Here is a 13,216-nt window from a genome sequence, read left to right on the forward strand (position 1 = left end):
AACGCGACCACAAGACCGAGCGGCTGAGCCGAGCCGCAGCGGAGAGCAGGGGTCGCCTGAGGAACGAAGGCGGCACCTGCCCGCAGCGGACGCGAAGCGAACGCGACCACAAGACCGAGCGGCTGAGCCGAGCCGCAGCGGAGAGCAGGGGTCGCCTGAGGAACGAAGGCGGCACCTGCCCGCAGCGGACGCGAACGCACTCCAGCGCAACCACAAGATCGAGTGGCTGAGCAGTGGCCGGTTCCGAGCCCCGACCGTGACCGAATCTCCCCCAGGATGTGACCTATCTCCTGGGGGAGACTCGTTCCCGCAGGTCACACCGTTAACAGGGTTAAACCCCAGGCCCAAAGACCTGTCCAATTCGTGACGTAATGCACTGACACCGGGCGCAGGTAGAGGACAAGCTGAGGTAGGAAGTCGGGGGATCGATTGAAACCGGGAGTATGTCAGTGAGCGCCATGTCTCTTGCCCTGTTGCTGACCACCGCCGCCGCCACGGCCGTGGGCGCCGCTGCTCTGCACGCTGCTCACGGGCTGCGCAAGCAGATCACGGCCCTTCGGACGGAGCTGGCCGTGGCCCGCGCCCACGATGCCGCCGTGCCCGCGCAGCGCCACGACGTCACCCCGGCCGCCGAGATACGCGCGGCCGTCGCCGAGGCGCTCGCCGAGGAGCGGGAACGCGAGCTCGCCGAGGCCCGCGCCTTCTGGGCCTCCCAGGAAGCGCGCGATGCCGCCGACGCCCCGTCCCTGCTGGGCGGTCTGACCGGGATCGGTGACGACGCGCCGTTCTTCCTGCCGCGCCAGGCCGACTTCGCGGGCCTGGAGGCCATGGACTTCGACGCCACCGAGGCGCTCGAAGAGCTGACGGAACTGACCGAGCTGGCGGACGTGACCGAACTGCCCGAGACGGCGGAGTTCGCCGAGGACTCCCCCGAGCTGGCCGCGGCCCGTCGCCGCCACCCCTCGCACCCCGACTTCGTACCGGTGCAGACCCCGGTCGTCACCGACCACGAGCGCACCGTGAGCCGTCTGGAGGAGCTCGCCGACAGCGGCACGGAGCTCGCGGATGTGCGCCCCGGCCCGCTCGGCACCCTCGATGTCTATGTCTTCGCCGACGGCACCACGCTCTGTATGACCCCCGGCCACCGCGAGACGGCCGAGCGGCTGGCCGAGGCACTGCTCGCGGGCGAGCACCCCGTTCTGCTGGGCGGCTCCGGTGTCTCCGGCGCGTACGCCCTGACGTTCTCCTGCGGCGAGGACAGCGTCTACATCCTCGCCGACCGCGTCATCGCCTCGTTCTAGACCCCGGGTCCTCCGGGCGGTGCTGCTCTCGCCGGCCCCCGCCTCCGCGCCACCGCCCGCCCGCCCGCCGCTACGCGAACGCCCGCGCAGCCGCCTCCTCCACGAATTGCACGGCCTCGTCCAGCTCAGCCGACGGGGCCGTTTCCAGTGCCACGGCCAAGTCACGACCCGCTACCGCGAGTTGGTCGCCGATCGCAAAGATCCCGGCGTCCGGCATGATCCGCGGCTCCCGGTCCGGCGCCTCGATGCGCTGAGCCCGCACAGCCAGCTCTCTGGCCGTGGCCAGCCCCTCGGCAGCCGCTCCACGCTGCAGCCGGCTCTGCGGGGCGGCGCGCAGCCTGTCGGCGAATCGGTCCACGGCGGTGATCAGCGGGGTCGTATCGAGCACTCCGCGACCCTACGCGCCCTTGCGGGACGGTTGCCAACGAGCCGGCGCTCGGGCACCGCGTCGGGAAGGACCGGCCACGCGCCGAGCGCCAGGGGCGATGCTCCGCCGCAAGGACGCGGAACGGCCCGCAGGCGGTGAGCCTGCGGGCCGTTCCGTATCGCTTCGCGGGTCCGTACGTCAGTCGTCGCCGCTGAGGATGGAGAGCAGGCGCAGCATCTCCAGGTAGATCCACACCAGGGTCATGGTGAGGCCGAAGGCCGCCAGCCAGGACTCCTCGCGCGGAGCGCCGTACGCGATGCCGTCCTCGACCTGCTTGAAGTCCAGGGCCAGGAAGCACGCACCGAGCACGATCCCGATGACGCCGAAGAGGATGCCGAGGCCACCGCTGCGGAAGCCCAGGCCGTCACCGCCGCCGAAGACGGCGAACAGCAGGTTGACCACCATCAGGAGCATGAAGCCCATGGCGGCGGCCATCACGAAGCCGTAGAAGCGGCGGGTGACACGGATCCAGCGCATCTTGTACGCGAGCAGCACGCCGGCGAAGACGCACATGGTGCCCAGCACCGCCTGCATCACGACGCCCGGCCCGATGTACGTGCTGACCGCGCTGGAGATCACTCCGAGGAAGACGCCCTCGAAGGCCGCGTACGAGACGATCAGCGCCGGGGACGGCCTGCGCTTGAAGGACTGGACGAGCGACAGGACGAACGCCACCAGGGCGGCGCCGATCGCGATGCCGTAGGACTTGCCGAGATTGGCCTCGTCGACCGGCAGCAGGGCCCAGGCGAGCGCGGCACCGAGCACCACGGTGCCCAGCGTGATCGCCGTGCGCGTGACGACGTCGTCGATCGTCATGGCACCGGAACGCGCCGGTGCCTGCGGAACGCCGTACTGGGTGTCCTGCTGGGCGTAGGGGTTGGTGGCGTACGGGTTGGCGGCGGTGCCCTGCGCGTACGGGTTGGCACCCGCGACGGGGGCCCCGGCCTGCGGCGCCGCGTTGAAGCCCGCATATCCGTTGTCGCGGCTGAAGCCCCGTCGCGAGAAGACCGGGTTGCTGCTCCTCATCTCACTCCTCCATGGCCACCCTGCGTGGCCTTCCCACAAGAGTAATAGGTAGGCAAAGGAATCAGACTAGTGCTTGGGGAGGATCTTTGCGGAAGCCGAACGGCACGAGGACGGGCGCGAGCCGACGGCCGACGCCCGCCGGAGCCGTCCGGGCGGGTGGCCGCGGTACGGCCGGGACGGGAAGGAACCACGCGCGTCCCGGGTCATTCCCACTGGTCGGACCTTGCGCGCTGGGTGGTGCCCGGAACCGGACTCGAACCGGTACGCCCCCGAGGGGCAGCGAGGTTTAAGCTCGCCGTGTCTGCATTCCACCATCCGGGCCTGGCGCGCGGCTCCGCGTTGGCACATGACCCTATCCGGGCGCATCCTCCGATCAGCCGATCGGTGGCGCGATGTTGTCTTATTTTATTGACCGTTTGAGGGGTCGTCAGCACTCGCGGAAGGCCATCGTCACATGCCTGGGCGGGGTGACGAGCACCAAGACGGGTATTCCGGATTGACGTAAAGTCGCCGCACTCGGACGGCGCATTCGCCGGGCACGCGCCAGTGTTCGCCATGGGTGCGCCACCCGGCCGGACGACGGTGCCTGCGACGCACTGCGAAAAGGGGCCGGCGACGGCCCCTTCCCGGCGTCCGGGAACCCCTCGTCCGTGACGCGGAACACGGCGCCGTCCCGGCAGCGGGTTGACGGGTATGCGGCGCCGGGCGGGGCGGCCGGAGGGAATCGCGGGGCACTCGGCCGGACGGATGGACCTCTCGGGGTCGGTGTCATACCGAAGGAGGACACCGGAGCCCTTCGGTGCGACTCAAGACGGCCCCGGGAACGGGCATGGGGACTGACGATCCGCGGCGATACGGCGGTGACGATGGAGGGGTTCCGCACTCGAGCGGACGCAACCGAACGCACCCCCGGACGAAGCCCTCGGCCGGAGCCCGAATCAGGAGATTCCCGTGACCACTTCCACCGCACACCGCGTCACCACGGTGGCTGCCCGCGCCACGGATCTGTCGAAGGTCTACGGCGAGGGCGAGACCCGGGTGACGGCTCTGGACCGGGTCTCCGTGGACTTCCCGCGCGGCGAGTTCACCGCGATCATGGGCCCGTCCGGCTCCGGCAAGTCCACGCTGATGCACTGCGTGGCCGGCCTGGACAGCTTCAGCAGCGGTTCGGTGCGGATCGGCGAGACGGAGCTGGGCTCCCTCAAGGACAAGCAGCTCACCCAGCTCCGCCGGGACAAGATCGGCTTCATCTTCCAGGCGTTCAACCTGCTGCCGACGCTCACGGCCGAGGAGAACATCACGCTCCCCATGGACATCGCGGGCCGCAAGCCCGACGCGGAGTGGGTGCGCAAGGTCATCGACATGGTGGGCCTCTCCGACCGGCTGACCCACCGTCCGACCGAGCTCTCCGGCGGCCAGCAGCAGCGCGTCGCGGTGGCCCGCGCCCTGGCCTCGCAGCCGGAGATCATCTTCGGTGACGAGCCGACCGGGAACCTGGACTCCCGCTCCGGCGCCGAGGTCCTCGGCTTCCTGCGCAACTCGGTCCGCGAGATGGGGCAGACCGTGGTGATGGTGACCCACGACCCGGCGGCCGCCTCGTACGCGGACCGGGTCATCTTCCTCGCGGACGGCCGGATCGTCGACCAGATGATGCACCCCACCGCGGACGGGGTCCTCGACCGGATGAAGGCGTTCGACGCCAAGGGCCGTACCAGCTGATGCCCGCCCTTCCCCGCGCTCCTCGCCTGAACCCCTCTCCATCCCAGGACTGACAGACATGTTCCGTACCGCCCTGCGCAATGTGCTCGCGCACAAGGCCAGGCTGCTGATGACCGTGCTCGCCGTGATGCTCGGCGTGGCCTTCGTATCCGGCACCCTGGTCTTCACCGACACCCTCGGCAACGCCTTCCGCAACCAGTCGGCGAAGAGCTACGACAACGTCGCCGTCGCCGTCACCACCTACGCCGACCAGCGCGATGAGAAGTCGCACGGCATCACCACCGCCACCCTGGAGAAGATCCAGGGCCTGGACGGTGTGGACACCGCCACCGGCCGGGTCCGCGGCTTCGCCGGGGTCGCCGACCCCGACGGCAAGCTGATCGGCGACGGCTGGTCGAACACCGGCAGCAACTTCTCCCCCGGCAAGAACGGCAAGGACTCCGCGTACACCTTCGTCGACGGCAAGGGTCCGGACGCGGCCGACCGGATCGCGCTCGACGAGCAGACCGCGAGGAAGGGCAAGTACCAGGTCGGTGACACGGTCCGGGTCGCCACGAACGGGCCGGTGAAGGAGTTCACCCTCGCCGGTGTCTTCACCACCGAGGACGGTACGGTCAACGCGGGCGGCAGCCTGGTCCTGTTCGACACCCCGGTCGCCCAGAAGCTCTACCTGAGGCCCGGCGAGTTCCAGGACGTCGACATCGCCGCCGCGGCCGGTGCCTCCGCCGAGAAGCTGCTGGCCGATGTGAAGCCGTTGCTGCCCAAGAGCGCCGAGGCCAAGACCGGCAAGGCGCTCGCCGACGAGCAGGCCAAGCAGATCCAGAAGGGTCTGAGCGGCCTCAACACCATGCTGCTCGCCTTCGCGGCCATCGCGCTCTTCGTCGGTGTCTTCCTGATCGCCAACACCTTCACCATGCTGGTGGCCCAGCGCACCAAGGAACTGGCACTGATGCGCGCCGTCGGCGCCTCCCGCCGCCAGGTCAAGCGCTCCGTGCTCCTGGAAGCGGCCGTGGTCGGCGCGATCGCCTCGGTCATCGGGTTCGTGCTCGGCCTCGGACTCGCCACCGGTCTGCGCTCCGTGATGAGCCAGTTCGGCGGGAAGATCCCGGCCGGACCGCTGATCGTCTCGCCCACCGCGGTCGCGGCGGCGCTCGGCGTCGGCGTACTGATCACCGTCCTGGCCGCCTGGCTGCCCGCCCGCCGGGCCGCGAAGATCCCGCCGGTGGCCGCGATGAACAGCGTGCACGCGGCGGCGACGGTCAAGTCCCTGGTGCTGCGCAACTCGATCGGTGGTGTGCTCACCCTGCTCGGCGGCGTCGGCATCGTGGCAGGTGCGGCGGACGGTTCGGGCGGACGGACGATCATCGGGGTCGGTGCGTTCTTCGCGCTGGTCGGTGTCATCGTGCTGATCCCGCTGCTGTCGCGGCCGGTCATCGCGCTGGTCCGTCCGCTGCTGAAGCGGCTGTTCGGGGTCTCCGGCAAGCTGGCCGCGCAGAACGCGGTCCGCAACCCGCGGCGTACCGGGGCCACCGCCTCCGCGCTGGCGATCGGCCTCACCCTGGTCACCGGCATCTCCGTGCTCGGCGTCACCCTCGGCCAGGCGGTCGACCGGATGACGACGGACAACATCAAGGCCGACTACATGGTGTCGATGGCCAGCGGTGGCTCGCTCGACACGTCGGCGCTCAAGGCTCTGGAGAAGGCCGACGGGGTCTCGGCCGTCTCCCCCCGGCAGGACGCCTGGCTGAGGGTCGGCGAGGACCACCTCGGAGCATCCGCGGTCACCCCCGACGCCCTGTCGAAGCTCTTCGTCGTCAAGACGGTCTCCGGCTCGATCGACTCCCTCGGCAACGGTGAGATCGCCGTGTCCGAGGCCACCGCGAAGTCGAACCACTGGAAGACCGGGGACACCCTCCCGGTCGTGTTCGACGACGACAAGAAGGAGAAGGTGAAGGTCGGCGCGGTCTACGAGGACAACGAGTTCCTCTCCTCGGCCCTGGTGTCGACCGACCTCATGGCCTCGCACACCACGCACGCCGACATCCGCGAGGTCTGGCTGAAGATGGACGGCGGCGAGTCCGCCGCCAACGAGAAGGCCCTGGTCAAGGCACTGGGCGACAACCCGGCGATGAGCATCATCGATCGTCAGGGCATCCGCGACATGTTCGGCGGCTTCATCAACACCGCCCTGAACATCATGTACGGCCTGCTGGCGATGGCCCTGATCATCGCGGTGCTCGGGGTCGTCAACACGCTGGCCATGTCGGTCTTCGAACGCCAGCAGGAGATCGGCATGCTGCGGGCGATCGGTCTGGACCGGCGCCGGGTGAAGCGCATGATCCGCCTGGAGGCCGTGGTCATCTCGCTCTTCGGCGCGGTGGTCGGTGTGGCGCTCGGTATGTTCCTCGGCTGGGCGATCGGTGAGACCCTGAAGTCCGACATCCCGGACTACGCCCTGGTCCTCCCGTGGGACCGGATCGGAATCTTCCTGGTGCTCGCCGCGCTGGTGGGCGTGCTGGCCTCGCTCTGGCCGGCCCGCAGCGCCGCGAAGCTGAACATGCTGACGGCGATCAAGACCGAGTAGTCGCCGGACGGCACCGGAGGGCACGGCCGAGGGCCGGTACCCGCAGCACGGAGCTGCGGGTACCGGCCCTCGGTGCGTCCCGTGCGGAGCCCGGTTCTCCCGGTGCCGACGCGGGTGCCGGGGCACGTGCGGCACGGGTGTCAGCCGGTGGCCGGAGCCGTCCACTCGCGGGCCCGCAGCGGCATGCGGGAGGCCCCGCCCGCCGCCGGGCGCACCACGAGGATCTGGTTGACACCGATCTTGTTGTGCTCGAAGGAGAGGGCGGAGGCGGCCATGTAGAGCCGCCAGACCCTGGCCCGTCCGGGCGAGGTCATCCGGACCGCGCGGTCCCAGTGCTTCTCCAGATTGGCGACCCAGCGCCGCAGGGTCAGTGCGTAGTGTTCGCGGATCGACTCGACGTCACGGGTTTCGAAGCCGGCTTCTTCGAGGGTGGTCACGGTCCGTCCCACCGGGGCCAGTTCGCCGTCCGGGAAGACATAGGCGTCGATGAACTCGTCCACGTGGTACGCGGACTCGTCCTTCTCGGGGCGGCGGGCGATCTGGTGGTTGAGCAGCCGGCCGCCGGGCTTGAGCAGTGCGTAGAGGTCGTCGGCGTATTCGCGGAAACGGACGGAGCCGACGTGCTCCGCCATGCCGATCGACGAGATGGCGTCGTACGGGCCGTCCCTGACGTCCCGGTAGTCCTGGACCCGGATCTCGATCCGGTCGGTGAGGCCCTCTTCGGCGATGCGCTTGCGGGCATAGGCGGCCTGCTCGACGGAGAGCGTCACTCCGGTGACCCGGGCGCCGTGGTCGCGGGCCGCGTGGATCGCCATGGAGCCCCAGCCGCAGCCGACGTCGAGGAGCCGGTCGCCCTCCTTCAGCCCGAGCTTGCGGCAGACGAGGTCGAGCTTGTCGCGCTGGGCGTCCTCGAGGTTTCCGTCGTCCTCCCAGTAGGCGCAGGAGTAGACCATGGACGGACCGAGGACCAGTTCGTAGAAGTCATTGCCCACGTCGTAGTGGTGGCTGATGGCCTCCTTGTCGCGGCGCTTGGTGTGGAGGGTGCCGGTGCGGCGGCGCACCTCCTCGGGCGGCGGCGCGGGCGGGAGCCAGGGGCCCGCGAGCTGCAACAGCCCCGTGGCGAAGGCCCGCACCTTCGGGTCTCGGACCGGGTGGACGCCGGGCGTGGCCTTTGCGCCGCGGTCCCAGATCAGCGAGGCCAGCAGATCCAGAGCCTCGTACAGGTCGCCTTCGATGCCCAGCTCACCCGCCACCCAGGCGCGTGCCAGGCCCAGTTCGCCCGGCTTCCAGAGCAGCCTGCGCAGCGCACGGCGGTTCCGGATCACAAGAACGGGGGCACCGGGCGGTCCGGTTTCGCTGCCGTCCCAGGCCCGGATACGGACCGGCAGCTTTTCTCCCAGCAACTCCTCGGCGAGAGCGGTCAGCCGCAATGCGGCGTCTGCCATGGCGCACACCTCCGTGATGGTGTTCCCAATGTGCCCAAACATGCCCAAACATGCCTGCAACCACGCCGGGCACCCACGACGCCACGGCGAGGTACACCCTCCTCAACAGTCCACGGAACGCGGGCCATCCCGCTATGGCGCAACGGAACGGCAAAATACCTGTAGATCACACGTATTTGATGGTGCGCCACCTCGCGCTCCGCACGGCACGGGGCCGCCCGGTGCCCGGCCGAGCGGCGGCCGGGTACGCCGAAGGGGCCGTCCGCACCACGGATGGCGGACGGCCCCTTCGGGCGTTGTGCACGTACTGCGCGGGCGAGTGGGACCCGCGGGCGGATTGAGGTCCTTCGTCCGGATCGGGCCGGAGCCCGGCCCGGTCCGGACAAGAGGCCCTAGGCCTTGGCCTTCTCGCCCTCGGCCTTGGCGGCGGCCGGAGCCGGGGCCGGCTTGGCGGCCTCGTAGAACTCCTCGCGCGGCGTCTCCATGGCGCCGAGCGAGACGACCTCGCGCTTGAGGAACATCGCAAGGGTCCAGTCCGCGAAGATCCGGATCTTACGGTTCCAGGTCGGCATCGCCATGCCGTGGTAGCCACGGTGCATGTACCAGGCGAGACGACCCTTGAGCTTGATCTTCATCTTGCCCATGACGATCATCGCGACGCCCTTGTGCAGCCCCAGACCGGCGACCGCACCCTTGTTGGCGTGGCTGTATTCCTTCTGCGGGAAGCCGCGCATCCCGGAGATGACGTTGTCGCCGAGGACCTTGGCCTGACGCAGCGCGTGCTGGGCGTTCGGCGGGCACCAGGCGTTCGGGTTGCCGGCCCTGCGGCCGACCATGTCCGGGACCTGGGCGTTGTCGCCCGCGGCCCAGATGTAGTCGGTGCCCTGCACCTGGAGCTTCTCGGAGGTGTCCACGTGACCGCGCGGACCGAGCGGCAGACCGAAACGGGCCAGCGCCGGGTTCGGCTTCACACCGGCCGTCCACACGATCGTGTTGGAGTCGACCTCCAGGCCGTTCTTCAGCACGACGTGACCGTCGACGCAGGAGTCCATGGAGGTCGAGAGGAAGACCTCGACGCCACGGGACTCCAGGTGCTCCCGGCCCCAGGTGCCCAGCTTCGGGCCGACCTCGGGAAGGATCTTGTCCGCGGCGTCGACGAGGATGAAGCGCATGTCCTCGCGCTTCACGTTCGTGTAGTACTTCGCCGCGTCGCGGGCCATGTCCTCGACCTCACCGATGGTCTCCGCACCGGCGAATCCACCGCCCACGAAGACGAACGTCAACGCCTTGCGGCGGACGTCCTCGTCGGTCGTCGAGTCGGCCTTGTCCAGCTGCTCGAGGACGTGGTTGCGCAGGCCGATGGCCTCCTCGATGCCCTTCATGCCGATGCCCTGCTCGGCGAGGCCGGGGATCGGGAAGGTGCGGGAGACCGCGCCCATCGCGATGACCAGGTAGTCGAAGGGCAGCTCGTAGGCCTCGCCGACGAGCGGCGCGACCGTGGCGACCTTGCGGTCCTGATCGATGGTCGTGACGCGACCGGTGAGCACCTCGGCCTTCGGCAGTACGCGTCGCAGCGGGACGACGACATGCCGAGGCGAGATGCTGCCGGCAGCAGCTTCGGGGAGGAAGGGCTGGTACGTCATGTACGAGCGCGGGTCGACGACCGTGACGGTCGCCTCTCCGTAGCGCATCTTCTTCAGAATGCGTCGAGCTGCGTACAGGCCTACGTACCCACCGCCTACTACGAGGATCCTGGGACGCTCCGTGGTGCTCATGCCATCGAGTATCCACCCCCCTCGTAGGGCGGCCTCGTGAGCCCCTTCACAAGGTATGACCGCCCCTCTGCTACACTGCGCCGCCCACGTGACCGAGGTCATGACACCAACAGGGAACCGCGGCCCGGGGGCGAACGTTGTTCACCGCCTGTGAGCTGGCCCTTGAGCCCCGGAGCGGGGTGAACCACCGCCCCGATTCACACTCCGGCAACGTGCCCGGAACGGCCCCGTATCGACACGGAACGACCCCGCAGGCGACCCTGAGTGCCCATACGGACCAGAACTGCCCTCCACAGGGCCGAATTCCTTGTGAAGAAGTTCACGAACTTCGTCGCGGCATGTCTCGCGAGGCGCCCCTCGGGTGGCCCATGAAGGCTCAAAAGTGCAGGCCGGAGTGCGCATGAGCATCTCTCGGGGCCCCGAAGGGCCCGCCGCCTCCCCAAGGGCCGTCCCGCAACCCCTCAGAGCCTGTCGGGCGGCCTCCGACCGGGCGGCCACGCCCTGGCACGCACGCTTCCCGCGTTGCCGAAACGCCCTGGTAGCTCCTTCCCCAAGCTCTCAAGGAGCAGGGGAGACCCCATCCGAGGACCTTCCGGCGCCTTGGAATCGCACGCACCGGACCGCGTCCGTCGTCCGATCGAAGGTCACCCGACAGGCTCTCAGGCGATCGACCAGCCGATCCCGTCGAGGATGTCGTGCTCGCTGACGACGATCTCCCGGGCCCCGGTCCGCTCCATGACGGCCAGCAGGATCAGTGCCCCGGCGGTGATCACATCGACCCGACCCGGATGCATCGCACCGATCGCGGCGCGCTCGGCGTGCGTGGAGGCGAGGAGCCGCGCGGTGATCCCCCGGACCTGTTCGAGGGTGATCCGGGAGTGGTGGATCGCCTCGGAGTCGTACTCCTCAAGCCCCTGGGCGATCGCGGCGACCGTGGTGACCGTCCCGGCGAGACCGACGAGAGTGGCGGCCCCGGTCAGCGGAACGCTCTCCTCCGCGAGATCGAGGGCCGCGTCGATGTCGGCGCGGATCGCGGCGATCCGGTCGGGGGCCGGCGGATCGCTCACGACACCGTCGTGCACGAGGTGCCGCTCGGTCATGCGGACGCAGCCGATGTCCACGGAGCGCGCGGCCCGCACGTGATCGTCGCCGAGGACGAACTCGGTGGAGCCGCCGCCGATGTCCACGACGAGATACGGCTTCGCGAGGTGATCGCGGCCCGCGAGCTCCTTGGTGGCTCCGGTGAAGGAGAACTCCGCCTCCTCGTCGCCACTGATCACCTCGGGCTCGACGCCCAGGATGTCCAGCACCCCACGGACGAAGTCCTCCCTGTTCTCCGCGTCGCGGGAGGCGGACGTGGCGACGAAACGGATCTTCTGCGCCCCGTGCTCCTTGATCACCGCCGCGTACCGGCGGCAGGCGGCGAACGTGCGTTCCAGGGCCTCGGGCGCGAGCCTGCCGGTGCGGTCGACGCCCTGGCCGAGGCGGACGATCTCCATCCGCCGGTCGAGCTCGACGAGCTCGCCGGTGGCCGGGTCGGCGTCGGCGACGAGCAGTCGGATGGAATTGGTACCGCAGTCGATGGCGGCCACGCGGGTCATGAAGTACTCCCGGATCGAGCCCCTACGGCGATCGAGGGGCGGGGTCAGGGGCAAAAGCCCCCGTTCGAGCCCCTCCGACGATCGAGGAGCGGGGGTCCGGGGGCAGAGCCCCCGGAGGGGAACGGTCAGTCCTCGTCCGGCGCGCCGCACGGCGAGACGCACGGCCCCTTGCGCCACCACTCGGGCAGCATCGCGATCGCCTCGTCGCCCAGCGGGTTCACGCCGGGCCCGGCGGCCAGCGAGTGCCCGACCAGCACGTGCAGGCACTTCACCCGGTCCGGCATGCCACCGGCGCTCGGGAAGCCCTCAAGGACCTCGATGGCGTCGCGCCGGGCGATGTAGTCCTCGTGCGCGGCCCGGTACGCGGCGGCCAGCTCCGGGTCCGTGGCGAGGCGCTCGGTCATCTCCTTCATGACGCCGTTCGCCTCCAGCGTGCCGATCGCGGACGCGGCACGCGGGCACGTCAGGTAGTACGTCGTCGGGAACGGCGTACCGTCCTCCAGCCGGGGCTGCGTCTCGACCACGTCCGGATTACCGCAGGGGCAGCGGTGCGCGATCGCGCGCAGCCCGCGCGGCGGGCGGCCCAGCTGCTGCTGGAACGCGGCGATGTCCGCCTCGGTGGGCGCGGTGGACTCGGTCTGCGGAGGGGGGGTTTCCATGCCTGCCTAGGTTCTGATCGGGCTGCTCGAACTGCGGTTCTGCAGAGGGGAAGAAGGAAGTCAGTCGCGGTCGGCGCTGTCCACGCCGTCCCAGAGGTTGGAGTGCCACGGCCGGCCGGAATCGTCCGTCTCGCCGTTGCGCTCCTTGACCGCGTCGGGGTCGATCACCGTATAACCGGTCTCCCCGGGGAGAAGGTAGTGCAGGTGCTTGCGGGCCAGCTGCCTGATGTACGCGTCGTCCTGGAGGCGCGCCTTCTCGTCACGCAGCTCCTCGGTGCGGGCTCGGGCCTCCTGCGCCCGGCGCTCCTGGTCGGCGATCTCGTCGCGCTGCGACACGTACTGCCGCATCGGGTACGCGAGCGCGACCACCAGGGAGCAGACGACCAGGGCGAGGAAGGCCGCCCGGCCGGTGAGCCGGGAGCGACGGGCCTGGCGGCGGTTCTGCGACCGGTAGACGCGGGCGGCGGTCTGCTCACCGAGCAGCCGCAGCCGGGTCGCGGTGGAGAACCGGTCCCGGTCCTTCGCGGCCATGTCTCCGCCTCCCCATTACGCACGTCCGTCCCCGCACACGGTACGGGACCGAGTGCGGGGACGGACGGAGGCCGGTGCCTTCGGCCCGTGAGGGCCTGCGGTCAGCCCTTGCCGCGCCTGACGATTCGCGGAGCGTCGCGCTCGTCGT

At 69.9% G+C, this 13,216-nt stretch carries 10 protein-coding genes and 1 tRNA gene; 3 read left to right on the forward strand and 8 right to left on the reverse strand.

What is annotated here, in order from left to right; translation table 11 throughout:
* Window positions 1-443 precede the first annotated feature (443 nt).
* Window positions 444-1,301: a hypothetical protein gene (locus tag ACIQCZ_RS19590; protein ID WP_402283671.1), complete on the forward strand. Its 858-nt coding sequence runs from the start codon at window positions 444-446 to the stop codon at window positions 1,299-1,301.
* 70 nt (window positions 1,302-1,371) lie between these two features.
* Here ACIQCZ_RS19590 and ACIQCZ_RS19595 read toward each other — a convergent pair whose 3' ends face one another.
* From ACIQCZ_RS19595 to ACIQCZ_RS19605, 3 genes are all read right to left on the reverse strand, one after another.
* Window positions 1,372-1,689 (reverse strand): hypothetical protein, encoded by a 318-nt coding sequence (locus tag ACIQCZ_RS19595; protein WP_402283673.1) that lies wholly within the window; start codon window positions 1,687-1,689, stop codon window positions 1,372-1,374.
* Between the two features lie 177 nt (window positions 1,690-1,866).
* The gene (locus ACIQCZ_RS19600) at window positions 1,867-2,754 is read right to left on the reverse strand and encodes a Bax inhibitor-1/YccA family protein (RefSeq protein ID WP_351076731.1); all 888 of its coding nucleotides are present in this window, start codon (window positions 2,752-2,754) and stop codon (window positions 1,867-1,869) included.
* A gap of 235 nt (window positions 2,755-2,989) precedes the next feature.
* Window positions 2,990-3,075, reverse strand: a tRNA-Leu gene (locus ACIQCZ_RS19605).
* Window positions 3,076-3,705: 630 nt separating this feature from the next.
* Between ACIQCZ_RS19605 and ACIQCZ_RS19610 the strand changes: the two genes are divergently transcribed.
* Window positions 3,706-4,473 carry an ABC transporter ATP-binding protein gene (locus ACIQCZ_RS19610; protein ID WP_402283675.1) on the forward strand — a complete coding sequence of 256 codons (768 nt, stop codon included), beginning with the start codon at window positions 3,706-3,708 and terminating at the stop codon, window positions 4,471-4,473.
* Window positions 4,474-4,531: 58 nt separating this feature from the next.
* Window positions 4,532-7,057: an ABC transporter permease gene (locus ACIQCZ_RS19615; protein ID WP_402283677.1), complete on the forward strand. Its 2,526-nt coding sequence runs from the start codon at window positions 4,532-4,534 to the stop codon at window positions 7,055-7,057.
* Window positions 7,058-7,197: 140 nt separating this feature from the next.
* Here the strand turns inward: ACIQCZ_RS19615 and ACIQCZ_RS19620 are convergent, their stop codons facing one another.
* The 5 genes from ACIQCZ_RS19620 to ACIQCZ_RS19640 all read right to left on the reverse strand — a co-directional run bounded on the left by ACIQCZ_RS19620 (window position 7,198) and on the right by ACIQCZ_RS19640 (window position 13,068).
* Window positions 7,198-8,502 carry a class I SAM-dependent methyltransferase gene (locus tag ACIQCZ_RS19620; protein WP_402283678.1) on the reverse strand — a complete coding sequence of 435 codons (1,305 nt, stop codon included), beginning with the start codon at window positions 8,500-8,502 and terminating at the stop codon, window positions 7,198-7,200.
* A gap of 392 nt (window positions 8,503-8,894) precedes the next feature.
* Window positions 8,895-10,277, reverse strand: a complete 1,383-nt coding sequence (locus tag ACIQCZ_RS19625) for an NAD(P)/FAD-dependent oxidoreductase (RefSeq protein ID WP_402283680.1) — start codon at window positions 10,275-10,277, stop codon at window positions 8,895-8,897.
* Window positions 10,278-10,936: 659 nt separating this feature from the next.
* Window positions 10,937-11,878 (reverse strand): exopolyphosphatase, encoded by a 942-nt coding sequence (locus ACIQCZ_RS19630; protein WP_402283682.1) that lies wholly within the window; start codon window positions 11,876-11,878, stop codon window positions 10,937-10,939.
* A gap of 125 nt (window positions 11,879-12,003) precedes the next feature.
* Window positions 12,004-12,537: a DUF501 domain-containing protein gene (locus ACIQCZ_RS19635; RefSeq protein WP_376215857.1), complete on the reverse strand. Its 534-nt coding sequence runs from the start codon at window positions 12,535-12,537 to the stop codon at window positions 12,004-12,006.
* Window positions 12,538-12,597: 60 nt separating this feature from the next.
* Window positions 12,598-13,068, reverse strand: a complete 471-nt coding sequence (locus ACIQCZ_RS19640; protein WP_351076716.1) for a septum formation initiator family protein — start codon at window positions 13,066-13,068, stop codon at window positions 12,598-12,600.
* Window positions 13,069-13,216 lie beyond the last annotated feature (148 nt).

The sequence above is a fragment of the Streptomyces sp. NPDC093149 genome (assembly GCF_044754145.1).
Classification (GTDB): domain Bacteria; phylum Actinomycetota; class Actinomycetes; order Streptomycetales; family Streptomycetaceae; genus Streptomyces.